The organism is Bradyrhizobium sp. S3.3.6 (genome assembly GCF_040546905.1).
Taxonomy (GTDB): domain Bacteria; phylum Pseudomonadota; class Alphaproteobacteria; order Rhizobiales; family Xanthobacteraceae; genus Bradyrhizobium; species Bradyrhizobium cytisi.
The window spans coordinates 205,731-231,446 of record NZ_JBEPOT010000007.1 but is presented as its reverse complement, the minus strand read 5'-3'; the positions used below and the strand labels follow the sequence as shown (position 1 = coordinate 231,446).

18 protein-coding genes and 5 pseudogenes are annotated in these 25,716 nt (G+C 59.6%); 14 read left to right on the top strand and 9 right to left on the bottom strand.

All coding sequences use genetic code 11. The features are described from left to right. Positions 1-340: 340 nt before the first annotated feature. The 5 genes from ABID59_RS21715 to ABID59_RS21695 form a co-directional block, all read right to left on the bottom strand. The gene (locus ABID59_RS21715) at positions 341-1,726 is read right to left on the bottom strand and encodes a M16 family metallopeptidase (protein WP_502916820.1); all 1,386 of its coding nucleotides are present in this window, start codon (positions 1,724-1,726) and stop codon (positions 341-343) included. Between the two features lie 56 nt (positions 1,727-1,782). Then, positions 1,783-3,240 (bottom strand): M16 family metallopeptidase, encoded by a 1,458-nt coding sequence (locus tag ABID59_RS21710; RefSeq protein WP_502916816.1) that lies wholly within the window; start codon positions 3,238-3,240, stop codon positions 1,783-1,785. Positions 3,241-4,321: 1,081 nt separating this feature from the next. Continuing rightward, positions 4,322-4,513, bottom strand: coding sequence for a transposase (locus ABID59_RS37450; RefSeq protein WP_502916815.1), 192 nt, complete (start codon positions 4,511-4,513; stop codon positions 4,322-4,324). Between the two features lie 240 nt (positions 4,514-4,753). Continuing rightward, on the bottom strand, positions 4,754-5,146 hold the full coding sequence (locus ABID59_RS21700; protein ID WP_354084719.1) for a DEAD/DEAH box helicase family protein: 393 nt from the start codon (positions 5,144-5,146) through the stop codon (positions 4,754-4,756). Positions 5,147-5,653: 507 nt separating this feature from the next. Further along, entirely contained in the window at positions 5,654-6,208 is a 555-nt protein-coding gene (locus ABID59_RS21695) for a peroxiredoxin (RefSeq protein ID WP_354084718.1), read from the bottom strand. 536 nt (positions 6,209-6,744) lie between these two features. Between ABID59_RS21695 and nifH the strand changes: the two genes are divergently transcribed. The 7 genes from nifH to ABID59_RS21655 all read left to right on the top strand — a co-directional run bounded on the left by nifH (position 6,745) and on the right by ABID59_RS21655 (position 13,735). Next, on the top strand, positions 6,745-7,635 hold the full coding sequence (gene nifH, locus ABID59_RS21690) for a nitrogenase iron protein (protein ID WP_085398584.1): 891 nt from the start codon (positions 6,745-6,747) through the stop codon (positions 7,633-7,635). A gap of 66 nt (positions 7,636-7,701) precedes the next feature. Further along, on the top strand, positions 7,702-8,406 hold the full coding sequence (locus ABID59_RS21685) for a nitrogen fixation protein NifQ (RefSeq protein ID WP_354084717.1): 705 nt from the start codon (positions 7,702-7,704) through the stop codon (positions 8,404-8,406). A 344-nt stretch (positions 8,407-8,750) separates the two neighbouring features. Then, positions 8,751-9,083, top strand: coding sequence for a nitrogenase stabilizing/protective protein NifW (nifW, locus tag ABID59_RS21675; RefSeq protein ID WP_354084716.1), 333 nt, complete (start codon positions 8,751-8,753; stop codon positions 9,081-9,083). A 1,110-nt stretch (positions 9,084-10,193) separates the two neighbouring features. Next, positions 10,194-11,309, top strand: coding sequence for an electron transfer flavoprotein subunit alpha/FixB family protein (locus ABID59_RS21670; protein WP_354084715.1), 1,116 nt, complete (start codon positions 10,194-10,196; stop codon positions 11,307-11,309). 10 nt (positions 11,310-11,319) lie between these two features. Beyond that, positions 11,320-12,627 (top strand): FAD-binding protein, encoded by a 1,308-nt coding sequence (locus ABID59_RS21665; RefSeq protein ID WP_354084714.1) that lies wholly within the window; start codon positions 11,320-11,322, stop codon positions 12,625-12,627. Positions 12,628-12,668: 41 nt separating this feature from the next. Beyond that, positions 12,669-12,965, top strand: a complete 297-nt coding sequence (locus tag ABID59_RS21660) for a ferredoxin family protein (protein WP_354084713.1) — start codon at positions 12,669-12,671, stop codon at positions 12,963-12,965. A 242-nt stretch (positions 12,966-13,207) separates the two neighbouring features. Further along, complete coding sequence (locus tag ABID59_RS21655; protein WP_354084712.1) at positions 13,208-13,735, top strand: hypothetical protein; 528 nt, start codon at positions 13,208-13,210, stop codon at positions 13,733-13,735. A gap of 814 nt (positions 13,736-14,549) precedes the next feature. Here ABID59_RS21655 and ABID59_RS21650 read toward each other — a convergent pair. Beyond that, the gene (locus ABID59_RS21650) at positions 14,550-15,413 is read right to left on the bottom strand and encodes a radical SAM/SPASM domain-containing protein (RefSeq protein WP_354084711.1); all 864 of its coding nucleotides are present in this window, start codon (positions 15,411-15,413) and stop codon (positions 14,550-14,552) included. Between the two features lie 515 nt (positions 15,414-15,928). Here ABID59_RS21650 and ABID59_RS21645 point away from each other — a divergent pair. The 3 genes from ABID59_RS21645 to ABID59_RS21635 all read left to right on the top strand — a co-directional run bounded on the left by ABID59_RS21645 (position 15,929) and on the right by ABID59_RS21635 (position 17,822). Then, a complete protein-coding gene (locus ABID59_RS21645; RefSeq protein WP_354084710.1) occupies positions 15,929-16,060 on the top strand; it encodes a hypothetical protein in 132 nt (43 codons plus the stop codon). 721 nt (positions 16,061-16,781) lie between these two features. Continuing rightward, on the top strand, positions 16,782-17,183 hold the full coding sequence (locus ABID59_RS21640; RefSeq protein WP_354084709.1) for a hypothetical protein: 402 nt from the start codon (positions 16,782-16,784) through the stop codon (positions 17,181-17,183). 198 nt (positions 17,184-17,381) lie between these two features. Further along, positions 17,382-17,822: a hypothetical protein gene (locus tag ABID59_RS21635; protein WP_354084708.1), complete on the top strand. Its 441-nt coding sequence runs from the start codon at positions 17,382-17,384 to the stop codon at positions 17,820-17,822. 944 nt (positions 17,823-18,766) lie between these two features. Here ABID59_RS21635 and ABID59_RS21630 read toward each other — a convergent pair. The 3 genes and pseudogenes from ABID59_RS21630 to ABID59_RS21620 all read right to left on the bottom strand — a co-directional run bounded on the left by ABID59_RS21630 (position 18,767) and on the right by ABID59_RS21620 (position 22,217). Continuing rightward, positions 18,767-19,793, bottom strand: a pseudogene (locus ABID59_RS21630) (IS110 family RNA-guided transposase). A 191-nt stretch (positions 19,794-19,984) separates the two neighbouring features. Continuing rightward, positions 19,985-20,314: pseudogene (locus ABID59_RS21625) on the bottom strand (transposase); the annotation flags it as partial. Positions 20,315-20,414: 100 nt separating this feature from the next. Then, positions 20,415-22,217, bottom strand: a complete 1,803-nt coding sequence (locus ABID59_RS21620) for an ABC transporter ATP-binding protein (protein ID WP_354084707.1) — start codon at positions 22,215-22,217, stop codon at positions 20,415-20,417. Between the two features lie 552 nt (positions 22,218-22,769). Between ABID59_RS21620 and ABID59_RS21615 the strand changes: the two are divergent. The 4 genes and pseudogenes from ABID59_RS21615 to ABID59_RS21600 form a co-directional block, all read left to right on the top strand. Then, positions 22,770-23,126 (top strand): annotated as a pseudogene (locus tag ABID59_RS21615) (transposase); the annotation flags it as partial. A gap of 180 nt (positions 23,127-23,306) precedes the next feature. After that, positions 23,307-23,864, top strand: a pseudogene (locus tag ABID59_RS21610) (transposase); the annotation flags it as partial. Between the two features lie 819 nt (positions 23,865-24,683). Continuing rightward, the gene (locus ABID59_RS21605) at positions 24,684-24,908 is read left to right on the top strand and encodes a hypothetical protein (protein ID WP_148750447.1); all 225 of its coding nucleotides are present in this window, start codon (positions 24,684-24,686) and stop codon (positions 24,906-24,908) included. Then, positions 24,905-25,102, top strand: a pseudogene (locus ABID59_RS21600) (hypothetical protein); the annotation flags it as partial. The gene ABID59_RS21605 and the pseudogene ABID59_RS21600, both read left to right, overlap by 4 nt. Positions 25,103-25,716: the final 614 nt, after the last annotated feature.

Below are 25,716 nucleotides of genomic sequence, written 5' to 3'. Positions count from 1 at the left end.
CCGGATGGTTGTCGAAGTCCACAAAGTCAAACCCTCGTGCCTCATGGCTAAACGTAATCTCACCCTGTCGCGCGAGGTCGGCCTGAAGCCTTGGGCGTTGCCGCGACCGCCTCGGGACGGCCTGTTCATCTGCTTGAGAAGGACATCTGGGTTGTGTAGGCGCTGGATGGTCTGTTTGCATCACCGCTCGGCGAGCATGTCGTCTTTAAGGGCGGTCCGTCGCTCTCGAAAGGCTACAAGGTCATTCGTCGATTCTATGCCCACGGCAACCGCTCTCCGGTTCTCACCCCAGGGCGGAGCGGAGAGCGAGGCTCGAAGCTACGAGGGGCGTCGCCTAAAGTTAATTGGCTTTGGCCGGTATTTTGGGCGATGCCGTGGCGCCTAGCTGCTCGGCGCCTGGTGAGGAGGTCGCTGCCGATGGCACGGTGGTCGACCGGGCTGCGCCCATTGGGGAGCGGCCGACGATAATGGTGAGCAGACCCTGGCCCCACAGCCGCTGTGCGGCCCTCTTGGCGTCCTCCAACGTCACTGCATCGACGACGACGTTATGCTGTTTGACATAGTCGATCGGCAGCTTATCAAGCTGATGCTGCAGCAGCGTTCGCGCAAACTTCGAGGAAGTGTTGAGGGCCAGCATCTGTGAGCCTCTCAGGTAAGACTTTGCATCGTCGAGTTCCTGCTGGGTCGGTCCTTCCTCGGCGATTCGGCGGGCTTGATTCTCGATCTGTTCGACCGTCTCGTCAGCGCGATCGGCGCGGGTGCCGCTATTGCCGACAAACATGGCGGAATGATCCATCCAGACCAAGCGCTCATGGACCGAATAGGCCAGCCCGCGCTTCTCGCGGACTTCGCGGAACAGCCGCGACGTCAGACCGGGGCCGCCGAGGATGTGGTTGACGACATAGGCCGCCATGAAATCGGGCTCGCTGCGGCGGACGCCGGGACCGCCGAAGGTCACAACGGTCTGGGGCACATCGAGCGGAATGAAGACGCGCTGCGGCGGTGTTGCTGCGACCACGTCGGGCACCGGCGCCAACTCCGCCATGGCCGGCAGGCCGCCAAAAGTCCTGTCGAGCAATTTGCACAGGGCCTCTGGATCGACGTCGCCGACCACCGCGATCTTGAGCGCGTCTTTTGCTATCACGCGTCGGACATAGCCCTTGAGATCCGCGACCTCGATCTTTGGCACGCTCTCGATCGTGCCTCTGGCCTCCCGAGCATAAGGATGATCGTTAAAGGCGACCTCGAGGAATTTGCGCTTGGCGAGGGACGAGGGATTGGCCGAGCCTTGCCGAAGGCTCGCAAGCATGCTGGCACGAATCCGTTCGACATCGGCCGCGTCGAAACGCGGCGAGGTTAGTGCCATCCGTAGCAGGTCGAAGGCCTCGTCCCTGTTGTCTTCGAGCGTGCACAAGGCACCGCGGAAGTGATCGCGGGTCGATTCAAAGTTCAGCTCAATCGCGCGACGGTCGAGCCGCTCATGAAAGGTCTGGGAATCCAGATCGCCGGAGCCTTCACCGAGTAGGTCAGAAACCATGTAGCCGACGCCGGGTTTATCGGCGGGGTCTTGGGTCGCGCCGCCGCCGAATGCGTAATCCATCGCAATCAACGGGACAGTGGCGTCCTGCACGAACCAGGCTACTATACCGCAAGATGACACCAGGCGCTGGATCTTGGTCGCGCCACGCGTTCCGGCCGCGGAAAGTGAACGTGGCGAGGCGAGCATCGCGGTCGAGCGCGAGGCTCCGCCAGCGAAGACCGCACGACGTGTGAAGGAATACGTCATGATCGCTTCTCCTGGTGGTTCCGCGTTGACTCTTTCATAAGATAGCCGGTCACGGAGCGCTTCTTGTGGAGCCATTTCCCAGCGGCCGCGCGCACCTGGTCGGCGGTGACGGCGCGGATGCCGTCCTGCCAGCCTCGGATTTGGTCGATGCTGAGCCCAGTCGTGAGCCCACCACCATACCAGACCGCAAGCTTTGTTTGGCTGTCCTGGGCGTAGGTTGGTTGCGCGATCAGCTGCGTCTTGACCCGCTCGAGATCCTCGGCGCGCGCGCAACTGTGCGCAATATCGGCTATCACCTCGTCGATGGCGCACTCAATCTCCCCGAATCCGACGCCGGGTTTCGGGGTCGCATAAATCTCGAATTGCGTAGGATCGAGCGAGGTACGCTCGTAGCTTGTCTCCGCCGTGATCGCAATCTGCTTGTCGATTACCAGCGCGCGATAAAGATGTGAGTTGGCGCCGCCACCCATCAATTGCGCGAGCACATCAAGAACTGGACTCTCGCCGGCGGCCGCGGGGTGAGCCGACGGCACGAGATAATAACGGCGCAAGGCTGGCTGCTCGACGCGGGGATCGGTCAGCGTCACGGTACGCGGCGCGGCCGGCGTCGGCTCCTGCGGTCGCAGGCGTTCCGCGGGAATTGATGGTTGCGGGGGGATGTGGCCATAATTCTTCTCCACCATCGGGCGGATCGCATTTGCGTCGACGTCACCGGCGATGATCAGGATGGCGTTGTTCGGCGCGTAAAAACGCTTGTAGAAGGCGAGCGCGTCCTCGCGATCGAACTTTTCGATTTCCTGACGCCAGCCGATCAAAGGGCGGCCGTAGGGATGGTTGAGGTAAAGAGCCGCCATCATCTGCTCGGCGAGCTGCGCATCCGGCTCGTTGGCGACCCGCCTATTGAGTTCCTCCAGCACCACGTCGCGCTCCGACAGCACGTTCTCCTCTTTGAGGATGAGACCGGTCATGCGGTCGGCTTCAAATTCCATCATCTTACCGAGCTGCTCGCGCGGCACCTGCTGGAAATAGGCGGTATAGTCGGTCCCGGTGAAGCCGCTCTGGTTGCCGCCGCAGCGCCGCACGGTCTGGGAGAATTCACCCGCCGGATGTTTGGATGTGCCCTTGAACATCAGGTGTTCGAGGAAATGCGCAAGCCCCGATTTGCCGGGTGGCTCGTCGGCGGAGCCGACCTTATACCAGATCATCTGAGTCGCAACGGGCGTCCGACGATCCGCAATCACCACGACCTGCAGGCCGTTCTGAAGCGTGAAGCTGGCTGGTCGATCCGACCTGACTGTGTCCCGGGCAAGCACGCTCCCTTCTTCAGGAACGTACCGAAGGTTACCATCCGCGCTATCATACGTTTCGACAGCCAGTGCGGTGCGCGTCATCAAATCGAAGGCACCAGCCTCGGTGCTTCCCACCTTGGCGGTTACCGAACTCCAGTTCTTCATCGCATCGCCTTTTCGTTCCACAGAGAGCCACGTTCTGTGACAGACAATCCCTACAAAAGCGGGAAGCTGCACACCGTTTGCCAAGCAGCTGAGCAAAGACCGGGCCAACTGCCTGGCGGCCTGCGCACGGCCACGCTACGCGCCAACTGGACGCAGAACAAAACGTGGGGCGCACGTTCTGGCCAAAGGTCAACCACCGGCATGTCGTGAACACGACATTGCGCACGAAAGCGCACCACAACTTGGCGCCGACTGGCAGAATGGCAACTTGCAGCAAACGACAGACCGAGCGGCGATTACAACGCCGTCTCAGCTTTCGCCTGGCTCGCTGTTACACGCATAAGGACGATCGCCCATCGAAAAGTCTGACGCACGGCGTCGTACCGACGGTCCAACTCGGGCGGGCAGTGAACGATTGCCTGTTCGCTGGAGCGCAAATTTCTGCGCAGCGGATGCCACGGCATCGCACTCAACTCGGCTAATGGCTCACTCTCCCTCTGCGCCGTGAGTGGCTTCGCAATATTTCTCATGATCGCGAGACGGGAGTTGGCGAGCAGCTAGCAATCAACAAGCGTGTTGTTCCTTAGGGCGTCGTAGAATGGCTTTTCTGCAGCATACGCGCGGCAAGTGCACATCTCGTCAAATGCGATCATAACCATCAGGGAGAATTCGTCTTTCAGATGTCAGCGATGGACCAAAATCATGTGATCGAATGTTTAATCTCTCTCGAAGGTCCGTTTCGGATCCGTTAGCGACAGCTCTGTGGTGCGGATGACCCATCGGCGTGGCGCTCTTCGTCGGCTGCCCATAATTAAAGAATGCCCCGGCGTCATCCGTAGCGATTAGTCTTACTGCGTCATAATTCGCACCGACGTCGACGTCAGATTCGCCTGATGCAGAAAGGGTATCGAAATAGTGTGGACACGAGAGCCGCGTTCAATCTTCTCCGAACGGTGGCGATCAAATTTGGGAGGTGTCGCTCAGGCCGCAATGGCGGATCCCTCGGTCGATAAGTTTCGGGAATTGCAGCTTCCTTGAACAGCTTGGTGGAGGCTGTTTCTGAGGGGGAATCGTTTATCGCTCACGGAGACCAGAATCCGTAGGCGGCAATGCACGGTGTTGCGTGATGGTGGAAGCCACGCCAGCTTCGCCCCTCGAAGTGGCCAAGGCCAACTTCCTGTTTGAGTTCGTGGTAGTCGCGCTCAATGCGCCAGCGCAGCTTGACGGCATCGACGAGCTGACGGAAGCCAATGTTCGCCGGAAACGTTGACAACTAATATTTGATCGGCGCCTCTTCGCCTGCCGGCCCCTCGATCGGCAGCCATTTCCTCCGGCCGGCTTTCGGCGACGCCACTAATCTCGATGTGCCGGACGGACGCGCACACGGGGGAAGCGCGAGGACAACCGTTCTGCCGTACCCACGCCACGTGATCTTGTGCCACGCATGTGATGGCAGGCCGAGCGCAAGCTTCTTGGCCGAAATCGCTCGGTGCGTAGCCCTGTGGTAAAGCGATCATCCGGTATCCACGGAGGAGCGAACCTCAATGACCACGCGCACGCTGTTCGTGACCCATCGGGCGCCAAACCGCCCGTACAAGCACAGCCAGGTCATCAACGCTATATCGAAGGAGACGGTCGCGGCCACGAGCAGCACCGTCTTCTCGTGTGCAAGGCCGTTGGTGATGGTGTTGGCGATAGTCTGACTCTTGCCCCTGCCGGGCGGGCCGAACAGTACATAGCCCGCGCCACGTTGGGCAGCGACGACGGCAGCGATCTGCGAGGAATCGGCCGACAGCGGCGCGAACAGTTCGATCGGGTCAACGATATCGTCGATGGTCCGCGCATCGATGAAGCTCGCCCGGGACCCATCGTAGCTGTGGGTCGGGGTATCGATCAGGTGACGCACGACGGGATTGCTCTTGGGCAATCTGCGCGGTCGACGAGATCCTCCCATATCAGTTACTTGGTGAAGAACTGCGTCGCGAGCGTCACCGGCTCGGTGACTTCCCAGCCCTGGATGCTCTTGATGTGGCGGCGGACACCTTCGAGCTGGGCAGGCGGATCGGCTCATTCTGAATGAGGGGGTTGAGTTGCGCCGGTGCTCTCCGACTTGTCGGCCGGACTCAATTCGCAGGCTGCTGAAATACGAGCTGAAGACATTCGGCGGAAGCTGATCTGGATGATCGGGCTTCCAACGACGCTCATGGGCCTGTTCGCCCTACTGTGGGGTTGCCGCATCGCCACAAACAGTCGCGTCAATGACGGCAGCCATGCGCCAGCTCGGGCGACGGCCGGTTCGTGTGGTTCTGCCGGGTAGCGGATCCAGGAAATGGCCTCCACGTTAGACGGTACCGAGTCTGACGTCCCTCGAATGCGGGAGCTCCTCCTCCAACTGCACGATCGACATGTTGCCTCAGGCAAGTTTAAGCGTGTCGCCGCCGATCTCTCGGTTGCAAGGGCAGAGCTCATCAGTCTGGATCGCATCCAGAACGCGTAGCGTGTCCTTTGGGCTGCGGCCGACATTGAGGCTTGTCGCATAGACATGCTGGATCGTATTCTCAGGATCGACGATGAAGGTGTAGCGATGCGCGATGCCATCACGCGAGCGCACTCCAAGGCCATCGACCAGTGCGCCCTTGGTGTCGGCAAACTGCCAGATCGATAGACGGTGCAGGTCCCTGTGCTCACGCCGCCAGGCGAGCTTGCAGAACTCGTTATCGGTCGAGCCACCAAGTACGACTGCATCGCGATCGGCGAAATCCTTGGATAGGCGGGCAAACTCAGCGATTTCGGTTGGGCAGACGAATGTGAAATCCTTCGGGTAAAAGAAGATGACTTTCCATTTGCCGGGAAAGCTCGTCTCAGTCAGCGTCTCGAAGGCGCTCTGCCCGTTCTCCTCTTGCAGGTGAAAGCCGGGCTTCACGCCTGTGATTTCGAACGGCGGCAACTTACTTCCAATTCCAGACATATTGTCCTCACAACAACATCGCGTCACGCGGAAACTGCGTTCCGGGACTAGCAAAGCAAGCGATATGCCACCCGATCAGACGGCAAGTACCCACCGTGCCGGTCATGAAACATTCGCCTTTGATGGCGGTGTCCTCGAACCCGATCTGCACCGTATGATCCCCTCAATCGCCTCGGGCCTAAGGCCCGGCGTTCCCCGTTCCGCGCCCTTTCGCCGGGCGCTCGTAACGGAACGAAGGCGCCAGGGCTTTGTCCGGTTTCTGTCAAAGCCCTTGCCGCTGTCGCGTCCGCCACGGCATCCGGTCTTGGACGCCGCGCGATTAGTCCAGCATGCTCAGGCGCTTGACGCACCTGCGAACGAAGTGGCACGCCGGTTGCTAAATGGATGCAGCAACAACGAGTGAGGGCTGAGGGTACGCCGACGCCGATGGCGAGCGATGGCCTCCTTCCCGAAACCCGTGTGCCCACGTTTCTGAGAGAGAAACAGCCCCGCGCGTTCGGCGCGAAAAAGTTGGCAATCGGTTGATGGAGAGCAACATGTCTTCGCTGAGACAAATCGCGTTTTATGGCAAGGGTGGCATCGGTAAATCGACGACGTCGCAAAATACGCTGGCGGCCCTTGCTGAGCTGGGCCAAAAGATTCTGATCGTCGGTTGTGATCCCAAAGCAGACTCGACCCGCCTCATCCTGCACGCCAAAGCGCAGGACACCATTCTGAGCCTGGCGGCGAATGCCGGCAGCGTCGAGGACCTCGAAATCGAGGACGTCATCAAGCTCGGCTACAAGGACATTCGATGCGTCGAGTCCGGCGGTCCGGAGCCGGGGGTCGGGTGCGCCGGAAGAGGCGTGATCACTTCCATTAACTTCCTGGAGGAGAATGGCGCCTATGAGGACATCGACTACGTCTCTTACGACGTGCTCGGCGACGTCGTCTGCGGCGGCTTCGCGATGCCTATCCGCGAGAACAAGGCGCAGGAAATCTACATCGTGATGTCCGGCGAGATGATGGCGATGTATGCCGCCAACAACATCTCCAAGGGTATTTTGAAGTATGCGAATTCCGGCGGCGTGCGCCTCGGCGGCCTGATCTGCAACGAGCGGCAGACCGACAAGGAGCTGGAGCTTGCAGATGCTCTTGCCAAGAAGCTCGGCAGCCGGCTGATCTACTTCGTGCCGCGCGACAATGTCGTTCAGCACGCGGAGCTGCGCCGCATGACGGTGCTGGAATACGCGCCAGATTCCAAGCAGGCGGATCACTATCGCAATCTCGCGACCAAGATCCACAATAATGCTGGACAAGGCGCTATCCCGACGCCAATCAGCATGGACGAGCTCGAGGATATGCTCATGGAGCACGGCATCATCAAGCCCGTCGACGAGAGCTTGGTCGGCAAGACCGCCGCCGAGCTCGCCGCTGCTTCGGCATAGTTCATGATGTCGGCCTTCTCGACCCGGGAAGGCCGACATCGTCCACTCAGATGCGGGGGGACCTTCATGATTGGTACACAAAGAAAAGTGGCCGATACGGTGTCACCTCCTGTATCGGCAGCTCACGTCGCCGAGCTGCGCGATGCAAGTAAGCTCTACGGCCTTCTGACTGGACGCCATCCAACAGAAGTCGACATCAGCGATAACTACGATTTCGATCGCCATGTGCTCGCCTGCGTTCTCGCCGCATCCGCTATGGATGGCGGCCAACTTCCCGAACGGGCTGGCTTGACTAACCAGGAGCTCAATGCGCTCCTAGTGCAATACTTCCCGTCCAGCCCGGTCAGAAGGTGTACCTGGCGCGAACAGTCCGCGTTATCGGCTCCTGCCGAGACAATTATGGTGCGCGACCTCCTGCTTGCGCAACGTTCTACCTATAGCGAGGTCGGCGGCTGGTTGGCGACGATGATCGCGCGGCGCGCTATGGAGCCCAATCACTTGTGGGAAGATCTTGGTCTGCGGAAGCGGGACGAATTGTCCCGCCTCCTGACGCGCCATTTCGGGCCCTTAGCGGCTCGCAACTCCAAGAAGATGCGCTGGAAGCGCTTCTTATATCGCATGCTATGCGAAGATGACGGTCTGGTGATGTGTACTACGCCGGTCTGCACGGAATGCAATGATTTTGATCTTTGCTTCGGCGAGGAGAGCGGGGAGAGCCGGGTGGCCGGACGACGGCGGGATCATCTGCGTCGTCTCGATGATTCCGTTTAAAAGACCGGCGCCCTACCAAGCGCTGGACCCGCGATTGCTTGGCCGCTCCCACCATATTGTGATCGGCTAAGCATTCAGGGTTTGCCGCAATCACTTCGCTGTTGTCCGAGTTGCAGCTGTCGGTCACCGCCGAGCAAACCGAAACCATCCTCGCGCGCGTCCGCAAGCATGCCATCGAGCACAAAGGGCCGGTTGCCCCGGAACGGTGGTGGCAATCTGGCGCGACATTCACGAGGGCTCCCTCGTCAAGGGCGCGTGATCGGTGGGTCAGCCAGAGCCGCGCGATCAAGTTGAAACACTCGGCCCGGATGGTTTCTGGGCACGGATCTAGATGGAGGTTGAGAATGATGACGGACGGCATCCTTTCGCAATTGAAGAAGGCCTCGGCGGCAGAGGAGTTTTTTGCACTGCTCGGCGTCGAGTACGACGAAAAAATCATCAACGTGGCGCGGCTTCACATCCTGCGTCGCATGGGTCAGTATCTTGCGGGTGAGGAGTTGACCGGTGCATCCGATCCTGACATCGCCTTGCGTTGTAAGGCTACGCTTGAGCGCGCCTATGCCGACTTCGTCACGTCCTCCCCGATCGAACAGCGCGTGTTCAAGGTCCTCAAGGATGCGGCAGCGCCACAACCGAACAAGCATCAAGCCCTGGTCCAGCTCGGTTCCTTGGAGTGACTCGAGTTTACATCTCGTGCTCTGGACCGTGAAGGTTCGGAGCTGACAGCCCCAGCTTGCAATTCGAACGGAAGTTGCAGTGGCCTCGTGGATCCGCAGCTTTAACACTTACTCCGCTCTCCTTAAGGGCCAATCACGACTGAGCGCTGGTTTGTCCATCCTTTCAAGCTGGTGCCCATGGCGCACCTATCTCCTGCAATGGTACGCCGGCAGCGGGAAGCGAACATTCGGCGAGGAAAGCGCACCAGATTCGGATGACTGTCTTCTGTCGCATTCCTGACACTGCTGGACTCGGTTATCGAATGTTCCGATCGTCGTGAGAGGCTGCCAACCACTTTCGTTCGGTAAGAGTCTGTATTGGCTCCCAATTTTAATCGCCTACGCAATTGGTACGACAATTGCTGACATATGCTCAGCCAGTCTGGAGAAGCGCATGCACATCTTGGTCCGCATCGATTGTGTTTTTGACGTCGCGCAGGTTCGCGCGCGCTGCCTGTCGGCACCATGATGCGTCGCGACGCCAACGCGATGGCCGCATATTCGGACTTGGCTGAGCTGAACGCTGGGCGTGATCCGCGCCAAAGGTTCGTCGACGAAATCACCCCCGTTGGCCGAGCTATGGCCGAGGTTTCACGGGGGCAGTCCTTGCTCTCCAGCGCCGGTCGCGCGGCGCCGTTGACGGGCGGTTTGACCCCGGCGCTCGTGCTCTCGGCAAGAGTTGCGGGCTTGTCGCTGCAATCGGCGAGATCTCGAGGGCATTCGGAGCAATGGATCGGGTTTTCACCGGCAAGCACGTGGCGGATAATGATATCAGCCGAGCCTCTGCCACATCCTCGATCCGTTCCAGCTCGGTTGCACCTCGAAGATGAGGGGACCAATCGATCGGCTCGCGTGACCGGCGCGGAGAACCCGAAACGCGTGATTCCGTGGTCGTCGACACATCGAGCAATGGCTGTCTCGGCCCCGCTCTGCTGTCAGACAGTGCTGACTGAATGGCGGCGGGCACCCGGCCGAACTTTTGACTGAAGCAATCCTCAAGCGCGAATTCAAAGCTGAGGGCGGAGCGCGCTCCGCTGGCGAGCCGCTGCTGAACAACGGATGGGAGTACAGATGATGAGCACCGGACCCAAAGGCGCAGCGCCGGCCGCGGGTGGTGGTCGCGCAGCGACCAAGAGGGAGCTGCCCGAACGATTTAAGGCGTATAAGCACGTCTGGGTCTTCATCGAGCAGGAACGCGGGGTTGTGCACCCCGTCTCCTGGGAGCTGATGGGTGCCGGCCGCCGGCTCGCCGACAAGCTCAACGTCGACCTCGCCGCGGTTGTCATCGGCCCGGTCGGCGAGACAACGGAGCAGGCAGTCGCCGAATCCTTCTGCTACGGCGCCGACCTCGCCTATATCGTCGCGGACCAACTCTTGGCCGACTATCGCAATGAGTCCTATACCAAGGCCCTGTCAGAGCTGGTCAATACGTACAAGCCGGAAATTCTACTCCTAGGGGCAACTACACTCGGCCGGGATCTCGCCGGCTCAGTGGCCACCACACTGCTCACCGGCCTAACTGCCGACTGCACCGAGCTCGATGTTGATCCCGACGGCTCGCTTGCAGCGACGCGGCCGACGTTTGGCGGTTCACTGTTGTGCACGATCTACACACTCAACTATCGTCCACAGATGGCAACCGTCCGCCCACGCGTGATGCCGACGCCCGAGCGCGTGACGGGCGCCGTCTGGCGCGTCATCTCGCATCCGCTCGGGCTTGTAGAAGAAGATATCGTCACAAAAGTCCTCTCGTTCCTGCCGGACCGCGATTCTAAAAAGTCCAACCTTGCCTATGCGGACGTGGTCGTCGCTGGAGGGCTCGGTCTGGGATCGCCTGAGAACTTCCAACTGGTACAGGAGCTCGCCGACGTGCTTGGCGCCGAATATGGCTGTTCGCGGCCGCTCGTCCAGAAGGGCTGGGTCACCTCGGACCGACAAATCGGCCAGACTGGAAAAACCATTAGGCCAAAGCTTTATATCGCGGCCGGTATTTCCGGGGCGATCCAGCATCGCGTCGGAGTGGAGGGTGGCGACCTCATCGTTGCCATCAATACCGACAAGAACGCCCCGATCTTCGACTTCGCCCATATCGGTATCGTCACCGACGCCATTCGACTGTTGCCGGCATTGACCTCTGCATTCCGCGCGCGGCTGTCGCCGCACTCGCACGACCGCATCGCCGGCTAGGGAGCTTGTTATGATCGAGGAAAAATTCGACGCGATCGTCGTCGGTGCTGGCATGGGCGGGAATGCGGCGGCGCTTACCATGGCCGAGCGCGGCCTGAAAGTGCTGCAGCTGGAGCGCGGCGAGTATTCGGGGTCGAAGAACGTGCAAGGGGCCATCCTCTATGCCGATATGCTGGAGAAGCTGATCCCGGATTTCCGCGAGGATGCACCGCTTGAGCGGCATCTGGTCGAGCAGCGCTTCTGGATCATGGACGAGCGTTCGCACACGGGGCTTCACTATCGCTCCGATGATTTCAATGAGGAGAAGCCGAACCGCTACACCATCATCCGCGCTCAGTTCGATAAATGGTTCTCGCAGAAGGTCCGCGAGGCCGGCGCCACGGTCCTGTGCGAGACCACGGTGACCGAGCTCCTCCAGGATTCACATGGGCGGGTGGTCGGGGTGCGCACAGACCGCGATGGCGGTGAAATCCATGCAGATGTCGTCGTGCTGGCCGAGGGGGTGAACGGAGTGCTCGGGACGGGTGCGGAGTTAAGAGGGCGACTGAAACCGGATAAGGTGGCACTCGCGGTCAAGGAGATGCATTTCCTGTCGCGCGAGACAATCGATGCTCGCTTCAGTCTCAAAGGCGACGAGGGGCTCGTCATCGAAGCTGCCGGAACCATCTCCCGCGGCATGACCGGCATGGGCTTCATCTATTCGAACAAGGAATGTATCTCGCTCGGTATTGGCTGTCTTGTTGCCGACTTCCAGCGTACCGGCGAGACGCCCTACGGCTTGCTCGAGGCTTTCAAGCGTCACCCCTCCGTCGCGCCGCTGATCGAGGGTTCGGAAGTAAAGGAATATTCCGCGCACTTGATCCCCGAAGGTGGGTACAAGGCGATCCCGCAGCTTTGTGGTGAGGGCTGGGTCGTCGTCGGGGACGCCGCCCAGCTCAACAACGCCATCCATCGCGAGGGGTCCAATCTGGCGATGACGTCGGGCCGTATCGCGGCGGAAGCGATCTGTCTTATCAGATCGCGAAATGATCCGATGACGGCGAAAAATCTTTCGCTATACAAAAAAATGCTGAATGACTCCTTCGTAATCAAGGACCTGAAGAAGTACAAGGATATGCCGGCACTGTTGCATACCCACTCGCAGAACTTCTTTCTCACATATCCGCAGCTCTTCTCGAAGGCGATGCAGGATTACCTGCGCGTCGACGGTACACCAAAGCTCGAGAAAGAGAAGCTGATGCTGAACTCGTTCATCAAGGCGCGATCGTGGAGTGGACTGTTCAGCGATGCCCTCCGCATTGCCCGGGCCTGGCGCTGATCACGAAGCAAAGACAACGACGATTGACGGAGCCAGAATCAATGCCGAGCGAGCCATCCCAACGTGTCGAGGACAAACTATTCTACAACCGTTATCTTGTTGATTCCGGCCGCGCCCATATCAAGGTGCGGCCGCACACCACGCCATCGTCGCAGCTGCTAGCGATGCTGAAGGCTTGCCCAGCACGGTGCTACGATCTCAACGATAAAGGTCATGTTGAGGTTACAGTCGACGGGTGTCTCGAGTGCGGCACCTGCCGGGTGATTTGCGAAGAAAGCGGTGATATCAAGTGGAGCTACCCACGGGGCGGTTACGGTGTGCTATTCAAGTTTGGTTGAAGCTCCAGGGGAGGGCCTGGCTTTGGCAGGATGCGGCGTTGTCGCGATGCAACGAGATGCGCGGGACTTGAGATTTCAACCCGGGCACATTCAATCGGGGCCACGGGCAGGCCCTTGCATGAGACAACCGCAGCTTCCCAGCTTCCCCCCATAATATTCCCGAAGATAGCCAAAGCGAGCGGATCCAAAACAAGCGCGCGACGCATTGTATCGCGGGGATATATCGTCGGCCGGAGAGCATTATGATGATTCGAGTACAAAAGAGCAGGGCAGCCGCTAACGCGCGGCGAGCAGAGGTAGGCCGTGAGAGTTCGGTTGGCGACATCCAGGCATGCATAGCCGGACTGAGAAGCTTGCCGCGCGAGGAGCTCGCGGATGCGGTGTTCATGCTCTCGATGAATGCAAGACGGCAGGGCGAGTTGATCCGACAGGCGATCGAGAAGCGCGCCGAGGTCGACTTGGACTTTGATCCGCCGGCGAATGCGGATTTGGCGACCTATCTCGCCAATGATGCGGTCTCGACCTTACGCCACCACGTTGTTGACCTTCCGGACTTGCTGGACTTCTTGGTTCAGCAAGCGCCTGACGTCTGCTTCACCGTCCATCGGGAGGAGGCCGTTTTGCTGCTCGCCGCAATCATTCGCGAACAGCGGCTCGAAGGAGTCCTTGAAGGCCTCAGGCTCGCCGGGCTGCTGAATGAGCCAGCGAAGGATCGTCATGCCGGGATCGGTTCGGAAGCGGACTTGAGGGGAGCCGCCGACGGCGTGTGAGTGTTCAGGGCGCTTTGAGGACAGTCCCTGCAGAGAGGTCAAAACCGCCTCGAAAGTCGCGGTGGAGTTCCCTTGTCCTCCGTTTAACATTCATCGCCGAGGCGGAGCCGCTATGCACGCCCGGTCGCAGTCCCCGGCCGCGTCAAGCTCGGGTCCTTATAGTGAGCACAAGATCCGCAGTTCTGAGCTTTCGTGTTCAGTTGCAGCACGCGCGGTGCGCTGCGCTGGCGAATCATGGAACCGTTCGTCTGCCGTGATTTCCCTTGCTAGGCTGTTAAGAGGCCAAGCAGCGGCGAGGCCGATGCCGCTTTTCCGCAGATGGCAGGCTTGCCGGGCGCAAGTTGATCATGTTCACCTTAGCGTCCGGTTTGGCGCCGCTTCCTCCCGACCATGCTCAAAGGAGTGAGATGGTCTCAAACTCTCGTAAGCGCGAACGGCGCAAGACACAAAGTCGCGAGCTCCGCAGGAACGACACCATCTCGGCCGTGAATCTTGGGAACCATGGACTCGCGGTCATGCCAAGACGTCGCCTTTTGAGTTCGAGAGAAAGCCGCATTCGCCTCAGAAGGATGACGGGGTTCTCCAGGGCCTGACAAGACAAGGGCGTGGCACGGAAACAACAATCAGATTCCGCGGGGTAGCCCAGGCGACCTCCAGCAGACCGGTGACCAACAAAATGCTCCGGTCCATGGCGACCCTCCGTTCATGGCAGGGTCGTCCCCGCGGCTGATGTAATGATGAGCTGCAGGGCAGCCGAGCTTCGCCAGGGCTCGCGATTCGCTTCGATCAGGCAGCGGCCAACTGCTCTCAAAGATCAGCTCTCCGACGTTACTGGTTCAGCGAATTCACACGATCGACAAAGCAGAAAGCCGTCCGTTCCGTTCATGCGATCGGCAATGTTGCGAAAAGTCGCCCCCTCGAAGAGATCCTCGTACCTGTCGCGCAGGAGGTTGCCCAAGACGTGTCGTCGGTCAAAATCCATGCAGCAGAAAGTAACATCGCCGTTTGGGAGAAGAACATTACGATATTGCCGTTCGTCGGGACACGTTAGTGTTCCAACGATTGGCTGTCGTGCTTCAACCATCTCAAGCTCGCCGCTGCCAGCCCTCCTGCGCGGCGGACGCAAGCGGACCAGCGCTTCGTCAGGAATGATGTCGACAAGTTCGGGATGAACCTCGCCCATGACTATGAAGAACAGTGATGAAATGTCGGCGTCGACAAGTTGGCGCATCAAATCGACATAGTTGCGCCTGACGAGACCACTATCCATGTACGTGCCGTCATCAACAACCTGCACCAGGAAAACGCGAAACTGCAGCGAACGTAAGCGTCTTAGATCCTGCCCATTCATTCCGGCCAGGGTTGTGAAAATCCGGATTCCATGGCCGCACGCGTAGGCATGCTCAACCATTTCGGTGCAAGCTGGGTTGAGCCAAGGCTCCGAATACCCGGAAAAGCTGATGTCGACAGCTGCTGGTACGCTCGCCAGGCATCGCTTGAAATCTTGCAGAGAAAGATGCTTTACGTCGGATATCGCTCTTTGCCGTTCAGCAAACCTGTTCTGCGAGCAATAAGAACACCCGACGACACAGCCCGTTGTCGTACTTATCTCCAAGACCCTGCCGCCGGTGACTGCAGAGCGCAGCTCCTGTAGAGTCATCGATTTGATATTATCCACTTCCGCGCTTCCCCGTTTGGAATAAGTGATCTTGAGGGTGACCGTCGAGTTGTATCCCTCATGCCAGTTCGCTCATGCATCGTTTTCGTTCGTCGCCCATCAGCGCGACACGGCACCGTTGCAAGCGCGACCGCGAAAGATGAAGAAAGCGCCACGGCTCTCTCCCGCCTAGTCCAGAAGGATCGGGCGGCTGCCGAGTGCGCTTGCATCGATGGGGTTGGTCTAACGTCTCGTTTACTTCAACAAGCATCACTCATGCCAGGCGGTACTGTGTCCATAAGTCGACACGTTCGCGATAAATGTCGTCCCAATTGCGGCAACCAAGGCGCAGCTCTGCGCGATCGATAGAGTACAATATGACCTTACGTGCGATTCAATCTCTCTCGAAAATGAGTTGAATTGCGGGTTTCTATGAACATGTGACGGCGTTGCCGCTGCCCCCGAGCGCCTCGTCATCATGATCGTGGTGCATGATCGAACGCGATTGGTGTCCGCGGACCAGGAGGCGATATCTCGTGGCGCGCGCTGATATGATCCGGGATCGGTCTTTGCGTCTCGCGGTCGTGGTCGCCGACGAAACCAGCGTCGGTACGGACGCCGAGCTTCACGAAGCGATCATCGTCGATCGCGATGCGCTGCACGCGTAGAACCTCTGCCTCATCGAGCGGCCCGTCCCGCCTTCCCGATGACCATTCCCCATCGCTGGATACGGTCCTGCGGTGGTCTCTCGCCTTCTATTGACGTAGCTCGACTTTGAGTCTTTGAGGAGAAGAACGGCAGCGGTTCGCGCGGGCAGATCTTTTAGAATCTGACTCACTACGGCGCGGGCGCGTTCCTTGATATCCTGCCAACAGACCCACCAGTACTGGCGTCTTGAGAACGAGCGGGCAGAAGTCCGGGGTACCCCTGCAGATTGTTGCGGGCACGATGCCGTGCCGAACTCTGCCCGGAACTGGCGTACTGGAGATCGGTGTCAACGGAGATTTAAGTCGGCGCCCCAACAGCCGGGCGCTCCTCAGGCCCCGATTTCGTGGTCAAATCAGAGTAAAGCGTTGTGAAGCATTCTTAATGGTTGTGCAGTATGACCGAGGCCATGGAACGGAAACTCGAAAGAATTGAACTCGGAGATGCCAGCGCGCCGGAAGCAAGGGAGATCGTGTCTGCGCTCCTGAAAGACGGGTCTCCGGTCAGCTACGAACGCCTTTACTCGACGCTCGGAGCATGGCTCTGGAAGGCGCTGGATGGTCGGCGCTGGGACCAGGAACTGCGAGAGTGGTACGACATTCTTCGCCGGTCTAGCGCCACGCTTGCCGACAAGAGCCCTGGTTATTGCGAGCGGATTTTAGAGCATTCTACGACCTGCTGGATATGTCGATCGCGACGTCCGCGGTCTCGGATGCCGGAAAGGTACTCAGCCGTCAGCACGTCATCAACATATTGAGAATTTTGGGGAAAGCTGGTCATGCCCCGGTGGAGAAGGCTGCAATAGCGCAAGAACTCGGGCTGGGACCGGAGAACCTCAGTCGAGTGCTGCATATGATGGGCAATGCCCGCCTATTGGAGCGCACGACTTACGGCAAGAAAGCCTTCTTCGCTATCACGCGCGACGGATCGAGCGCGCTTGCGAAACACGAAGCGGCCAGCCCCCCGCCACCGGTCGAGAACCGTTTCACCAAAGTCAACCAAGAATTGGCAGAGACATCTTTCGGATTGTTAAGGATCGCATGGCGAACGTGTAATTCGGTCAGAATGGTACGACCGGTTCGGTAATGCTCCGTCCGCACCCGCCCGCGCCCGCGACGGCAGGAGGCGCAAGGCTATTTAAGGGATGGAAACGCCGGTATACGGGCCATCAGTTCGTCACGAAAAGCGAAAAGAAACCCGATACTCAGCAGAACGTGACGGTTGAACCGACAAGCCAGCAAAAGCCGCATCCTTTCACGCTGCACGCCTCCTATGAGGATAACCATGCCTAGCGAGGAGCAGTTCGAGCCGGACGCGACCAGCAATGCCGGGGAAGATACGCTTATCCTATATGGGCAATCCATGGCGGATAGAGTTTCTTCCATATCGTCGTCCTACACGACCCTGCTGATGAGTATGGGAAGGAGAACGAGGGGAGGACCCGAGATGCTCGTGCCTCTCGTCGATGTGAGATTAGACGGTCCACTTCCGGAGGATGGCGAGCCGGCGACGCCGATATTCTATCAGTTGGTGACGCTCGACAATCTAGCATTTGTCCTGGAGGACATGACCAACGCTTTGACGACGGTGTGCCAGCAACTGGCCGCGACCTCGTCCGGGCGCTCGAAGCCGGATGCGGATTGGCTCACGGCTGTGAAGAAGAACTTCTCCGAAGCCAAGGCCAATCTGGAAAAGTGCTTGCCGGCGATCGAGAGCATCGGGTAATCGAAGCGCCTTCGGTCGGAAACGGAGTTACCGTTTCCGAGTGAGGACGAACTGTGCTGCGACGATGTTCGTCCTCAGTTGCTCGACCGAAGTAGCGCCCGCAATGACACGGACGCTACGCAATTTCGCAAGCAGCCAGCGAGAGCGATCTGGCCGGCGGTACTGACCGAGTTGTCTCGCTTTGCATGAGGAACGATCAAGGCGGTCTTCATTTCTAATGCGACCAGAACGTGTTTGAGATTGGAGACCAATCTCGCTCTCTTCCGGGTCGAGACCTGCGGGAAGGCAATGCCCGATCCGGCTTTAGTCTCTTCTGGAGGTCAGCGCCTCATGCCAAGGAGCGCGCTTGGACGAAACTTACGCCCTTTGCCGGCTGAACAGCCTGCCATTCAACGCGACCGGCGAAGTGATAAAAAATGACGTCGTCTGGAAGGTTTATGAATTCATTGGCAAATGGACGCGATTCTGTTCTGGGCTCGCTTCAAGGGACGTTGGCTGCGCGGCACGGAGTTTCATTTTCCGAGCAGCCCGACACCTGCCGGGTGCTGAAACCACTTGAGAACTGGCCGTCAATCGGCCCTTTAATTGCGGATTGATGTCAATTCTCTTTTTGAAGACATTCGGCAAGACGGTAGCGCTCGGCCCGTCGGAGCAGGTCGGGGTTGCGCAGACGGGGCGAGCGCGGCTGGTAGATCGATAGCCAGCTCATAATAGTAGGCCGATAGCTGTCACCTAGTTTCAATGCGAACTGTTGCCCGTAGCTGGGGTCATGGTCCTTTCCGAGGTCGCGAGCGCCTCATGATGATGTCCGGATCGGGTGCCTCATCGTTTGCAGCGGAGTGCGGCTGAGCCGCCGCCAGCCGATTGACCGAGGTCACCACGACCACCGTCCCAGCGGGACATCGCCAGCCCGGCGGACCGGGCCAGGATCTTGCAAAATAGGGTTAGGCCGGTGCGTGGCTCCAGTCGAACGACGTGCCGTCGACCCAGATGCAGTGGAGGATTACAGCGATCTTGCGGGCAATGGCGACCTTTGCCTTTTTCATGCCGACGCGCTTCGCGAGCTTCATTCCCCAAGCTTTGAGCGAAGACCATTTTTTGGTCCGATAGAGAAGGACGGTTGCGGCCTCGAACAGGTAGGTTCGGAGAAGCCTGTCGCCCCATCGGGATATCTTGCCACTAGTGTCGGTTTCACCAGATTGGTTGCGCCGAGGTGTGAGGCCAAGATAGGCGCCAACTGTCGAGGCCGATCGGAAGCGGGACGGGTCATCGATCGTATGGCGGAACGTCAAGGCGGTGACCACGCCCACACCAGGAACTGTCATCAGGCGACGCGTCGTCTCGTCCGACTTCGCCAATCGGCGGACTTCGTCGTCAAATTTGCTCTGCTGCTGGCAGATATGCTCATGAATCGACAGGAGCGGCTCTACCACGGCGAGGAGCTGATGGCCTTCGCTCAACAGCTCACGGACTAGGTTGCGGAACTGTTGGCCGATGGCGCGGGGGAATAGCAACCCACATTCCTTGATCAGACTGCGGACCTGGTTCGATATCCCGGCGCATGGACACAAGGCGGGACCGCGCGACGAGGATTGCTCGAACCTTTTGGCTCTCTTCGCTCTTGATTTTGACTTCTCGATACCAACCAACCCGCACCAGTTCGGCAAGGCCTCGAGCATCGTTCCGATCGCTCTTATTTATGCGGACCGACAGTGCTGCGTGTGCATGCCTTGCATCGATACAAACGACGGGGAGTTCGACCCTACGAAGCTCATGCCAAAGCCAGCTCGCCATTGCGCCCGTCTCAAAGCCGGTACGCTCCGCCTGCGGCGAATGTTTACGAAGTAATCTTGAGAGATCTCCGGGATGAGACTTGGCCTTTCCTTCAAAAACGGCTTGACCTGTCTCGTTGACTACGCAAACCGTAGTCTCTCTTTGCGAGACATCTAGCCCGACGTATTGCCATGACAGCTCCTCCGAATCGTTTGATTGCGAGAGCTCGACGATAACGGAGCTTTCGTGCCCCGAGCGCTGACCGCAATTACGTCATCGTTTGCAAATATTGCAGGCCGAATGACACCTCAGCAGCTTGGGGCAATCGTGGCGATCCATTTTTTGATTCAGAAGCGAACTTGCGAAGTGCGCGTCCTATCACGCTACTCCGGATCATCGGTCCTTCCTTGAAGATACAGCGCGCGGTCCATGAACGGATGACCATGACGCGAAGCTTAGGTAGCGAACGATCTGGCAATTCGAATCTTGCCTGCCAAACCAGTGTATTTGCCGCGCCACTCTGCATTACGCTTTTGTCTTGTTTGAGAAGGCCGGTCTCGTCGATCACCAGCACGGCATCGTCATCCGCCAAATGCTCGACATAGTCGCGCACGATATCGCGCATCAGCGTCCCAGTCCCCATGCCCCAGAATTGCATGCTGCCGCCATGGGCCGGGATCGCTAGCCGCCTCCGGCCGCTTCCAACCGATGTTGCGCCGTTATCACGAGCTGACCTCCAAGAACAGGGCTGCACATCGCACACGCGCTTGCGCAGAAAGCTTCAAGAGGCAACTGGTATGCCATAACAGGTGCACCCATCTACTCCACGGCCGAGATTATGCGACCCAATTCAGTCGTCTGGCGCTCGAACAGGCTGCGATAGATGCCGCCGGGCTTGCCCGCGAGCACGGCGTGGGTGCCCTGCTCGACGATCTCGCCGCGATCGAACACCAGGATGCGATCGAGGCTCTTCACCGTCGACAGCCGGTGCGCGATCACGATCGCGGTGCGGCCCTTCATCAACCGCTCCATCGCCTGCTGGATCAGCGCCTCCGATTCCGAATCGAGGCTCGAGGTCGCCTCGTCCAGGATCAGCACCGGCGCATCTGCCAGGAAGGCGCGCGCCAGCGCCACGCGCTGCCGCTCGCCGCCCGACAGTTTGACGCCGCGCTCTCCGACCAGCGTGCCGTAACCTTTCGGCAGGCGCAGGATGAAGTCGTGCGCATTCGCCAGCCGCGCTGCCTGCTCGATCGCCTCCAGGCTGGCGCCGGGCCGGCCATAGGCGATGTTCTCGGCGAGCGAGCGGTGAAACAGGATCGGATCCTGTTGCACGATCGCGATCTGGCTGCGCAGCGATTGCTGCGTGGCTAGCGCGATATCTTGCCCGTCGATCAGCACGCGGCCGTCCGTGACATCGTAGAGCCGCTGCACCAGCTTGACGAAGGTGGTCTTGCCGGAGCCGGAACGGCCGACGAGGCCGACCCGCTCGCCGGCACGGATCGTGACCGACAGACCGTCGTACAGCGGCGCGCGATGGCCGCCATAGTGGAACGTGACGTCGTCGAACACGATCTCGCCGCCCGCGATCGCGATCAGCCGCGCGTCGGCGGCATCCGCGATCCCGATCGGCTCGTCATGGATCGCCACCAGCTCCTCCATGTCGTTGACCGAGCGCTGGAGGTTGTTGATGTGCATGCCGACGTCACGCAGATAGGCGTGGATGACGTAGTAGCTGGTCAGCACATAGGTGACGTCGCCGGGCGAGGCATGTCCGGACATCCATAGCAACACTGCACCGCCAATCACCGACCCCCGCAGGCATAGCAGCAGAGAGAGCTGAGACATGGCGGTGTCGTTGTAGCGCAGCCAGGTCCGCCGCACCCGCACGCGCCAGCGGTTGATGACGCGGGCGAGCCGCGCATCCTCATGCGCTTCCGCGCCGAAGGATTTCACCACCGCGTTGCATGTCAACGCATCCGCGAGCGTGCCGCCGACCTTGCTGTCCCAGGCGTTGGAAATTCGCGCGGCCGGCGCGATGTAGCGCGTCGAGAACAGCACCGTCATCGTGACATAGCTAGCCGCGCCGAGCGCGATCACCATGCCGAGCGAGGCCCAGTGCACGCCGAGCAGGATCATCGATCCGATCAGTACGAACAGCGACGGCAGCAGCGCCAGCAGGATGGTGTCGTTCAACAGATCGAGCGCCCACATGCCGCGCGTGATCTTGCGCACGGTCGAGCCCGCGAAGGAGTTGGCGTGCCAGTCGGTCGAGAAGCGCTGCACGCGCAGAAATGCGTCCTGCGCGACGTCCGACATGATCTTCAGCGTGAACGGCACGATCACTTGCAGCCCGGTCAGGCGCAGCACCATCGATGCTGCGCCCAGCCCCACGATGCCGCCGAGCGCCACCAGCGCGGCGTGGCGCGCGGCAGGATCGGACGGACCACGCGTCAGCGCGTCGACCAGATGTCCTGAAAGCACCGGCATGAACAGGTCGGCGACGGTCGCCCCTAACAGACCGACGGCAATGGCGAGCGTGCGCCCCGGCTGATTCAGCCAGTGCCGGAACACGAAGGGCAGGACCACGCGAATAGCCGCGGGCTTTTTTGACAGAGCGGTCATGGCGTCATCTGACCGCTTCTGACGCACGGAGCCGCTCCCACCTCTGAACCTTCGATTTGTACCCCCGTCCAAAAAGATGGGAGGCCATAATCTTGTAGGTCATTATTAACGGTCCTTGAGCAAGCGCCTCTGAACCACAGCTCCCCTTCAATGCTCGTGCCACTAGCAACAGCTTGATTTGTGGGATATTTTCGAACGGACCTGTCGTGTCCCCGACAGCCTGTCGCGGAACCGACAGTCGGCATCAGATGCGATAAAGGTGTAATCCAAGAAGCCTACGATCGCAGTTCGATTTGGAACCTTTTGGCCGCAAAAGCGCAGCCTCGTATGCGTCGTCCGGCAAAGGCGGCTCAAGTCTGGCAAATCCTTTGGGAGCGCCGCATAGTCCTTGGCACTGTCGTGAGCTCATTGGCGGCGCTGTTGTCGCCGGCCAGGTAAAACTCTTCCGGAGGAGTCTTGCGATGTTTTGCCATGCAGCGCCCCAGTAGGCGGCAACGCAGACACCATCAATCTGGACGGGAAGCACTTCCATCCTGATTGCCGCGCCGCAACCGCTGCAAGGGCACCGTCAATCTCTTCGTCTGCCTCGATGTGAACAGGCCCTGGCGCAAGGTCCAAAGTCACCCAGCGGCGGCGGCCGAAGACTACGCCCAGTGCATGGGCGAACTCGTCGATGTCCATTGTCCCGATGCCGCGTGCATCCGCGTTGTGCAGGACAATCTGTCGAACCACTCGACCGGCGCCCTCTATGAGGCTTGCCCGCCCGCCAAGGCCAGACGTATTCTGCGCCGCCTCGAGTTCCACTACACCCCAAACACGCCAGCTGGCTCAACATGGTGGAAATCGAGATCGGCGGTCCTGCGCGGCCGATGCCTGGACCGCCGTATCGATAATTCCAGCCGCCTCATGTGCGCGCGGGCGAGGCGGACTGCGGCAGTGGTGGCGCATGAGAAAAGGGTTAGACCCTCGACTTTAGGACGCGTCATTCCACCGCCGAGTGCCGACACAGTCCAGGGGCGCCCGAAGGCGCCTGGCAGGCTCTCCAAGACCGGTTCTAGCGTCGCCTAACGGCCGTCTGATGACTCGCTTGGCTACTTCGATGGAGAAGAGATATTAGTCTAGTCTGCAAACAGGCTGGCGTTGCAGTCACCTTGCCCAAGCCCATGACGTCGAATGCCAAGGCGGAAGGCCGGTTCGGGGGTTCGGCAAACAGGACTTCGCCTATCTGCCTGATGAGGACGTCTACCGCTGCACATCCGGCCAGCGGCTGCCTATCACTACACCAACGTCGAGCACGGAATGACGCTGCACCGTTATTGGTCGGCAGCAGCGTGCCAAGGCTGCGCGATCAAGAGCCAATGCACGCCGTCAAAGGAGCGCCGCATAACGCGCTGGGAGCATGAGCATGTGGTCGAGGAGGTCCAGAGACGGCTCGATTCCAAGCCCGATGCCATGCGGACGCGGCGCGAGACGGTCGAGCATCCCTTCGGCACGATCAAAGCCCGTATGGGTGCGACACACTTCCTGATGAAGCGCCTAGGGAATGTAGCCGCTGAGATGGCGCTGCCTGTTCTCGCCTATAACCTCACAAGGGCGATGAACATCGTCGGCAAACCGGGCCTGATTGCAGCCATCCGCACTACTTGAAGGCGGCGAAGTGCGCCAAAGGCGACGCCGCGCGTCGCTTAACCACCTTGGCCGGCTACTTAGACGCTCCGAAGCGAAAACATTGGCGGCCTGGAACGATTGTCGATCACGGCCGCCTCTGAGCTATCCGTTTCCACACAACCAAGACCCATTGCGGAAGTGGTCGGCTTTAAGGAGGAGCGCCCTAAACCTTCGTATTGTTCCGTCACCCATCTAGATGCCGGACGATTACCTACGTTCAATTGAGCTGCTGATCGTGATCGTCTTAGGCTGCATGCGTTGGAAACGCGCACAGGCTCATCAAGTGCGACAGTGAAAAAAGGATGATCGACGAACAGCTGCGATAAAGCCAAGAGGAGAGTACAATGCCCAACTGCTCCGAAAGTCTTAGATCTGGCGGTGCCGCGCGATGCGCAGTTTGTGACGGCAAGTTCGGTCTCGCCCGGCACTACTCGTGGCGAACGCCTCTTTGTTCCAAGAAGTGCGTCGATCGCTTCAGAGCTCGCAGGGAAGGTGACCGCAATTGGGTGGGCTGGCTCCAGATCACCTTCAACCAGCTGCCAGAGAACCGCGCGAGGGCTTTGTGATGGTCCAGATCTCTCATCGAGGCAAGGCATATTTAGAGACAGTACGGACTTTGCTCCGTGCAGCCCAAACCATGACCGACTCAGCGATTGCGGGTCAGCTTAAGGTGCTTGCCGACGACTACGAGCGGCGTGCTGAGAAAGCTTGGCATGTTGATGCGGCCAAAGCATTCGCCCGATCGGCTGCTAGCGCTGAACGCGAATTGCGTGCATGACCGGGTGGGCAGCTTCAAACATGTTCCCCGAATTCTGTACCATTGAAGCGCTGAACCTGCGCCCCGGCTCCAAGGAGCTGGAGGCATTCAACGTCGAGCGTGTGCGCGGCTACCTCGAGTGTAATCTCGGCTGCAAGAAGAAGGAAGTGATCCACGCGCTAGGCCTGCATCCGCGCACGGTGGCCAAAGCCATCAAGATCATCCGGGCAAATGCCCATCGCAGCGATGGGGCTCTCCAGTCGTGATCAAGATCATCGCTGTGCTCTGCGGTCTCTCCTCTCCGGCAAATTGCCACGAGCAGACCGTGACCACCTCGGACTTCGCCGACGTCTCGATGCAGTCCTGTCTGATGGGTGCGCCGCAGCTCGCCGAGTGGATGAAGCCTCATCCGGCAGAACGCCCGGCGGGCTGGCGCTGCGTGATCAGCTTGACATGCGGTGGCAGAAAAAATTGCAGTTCTGGCGCTGCTGCTCGAGAAGTGCTCCCAGTTTCGTCAGAGAGTTCGCCCAGGTACAGCAGCCCTCATGTCGAGAACGAAGCGCTCTGGCTTCGGCACAAACTAGTGGGCTGCCAATCCGCCTTCAAATCGTTGGCCGCTTCCGCGATGAGGCCAACGCTGGTCCGTATCGCACGCATCTGAAGGAAGCCAGACCTTGGGCCACCAGCGGCCAAGTGTTAGAGCAAGAGCGGTCTGAAACTGTCGATTGTGGGTACCCAGGGCTTGCGCACCGTCTGATCGATACCGGTCTCGACACGCGACATGCCGCTCATCCAGGTCTGCGTCATGATCTTCTGCTCGGTCTATCTCTTCCTTGGGTTGCTGGTCTATATCGCCGGGATCCCATCTGACCCGAGGCGCGGTCATCATTGAAACTGATCAGACCATTGCTGCAGTCGAAGCGCTCGCCCCGGTCGCACCTGGGGCGGTCCGCTCGCAGGCACGAATCGGCGCTAGCATCGTTGCCGCCTGATGGCGATCACACGTCCCGTACATCGCCCCTCACAACTCGGCGCGCCGGTCGACAATGACTGTTCGCGCGCTCGTGCTCGGCG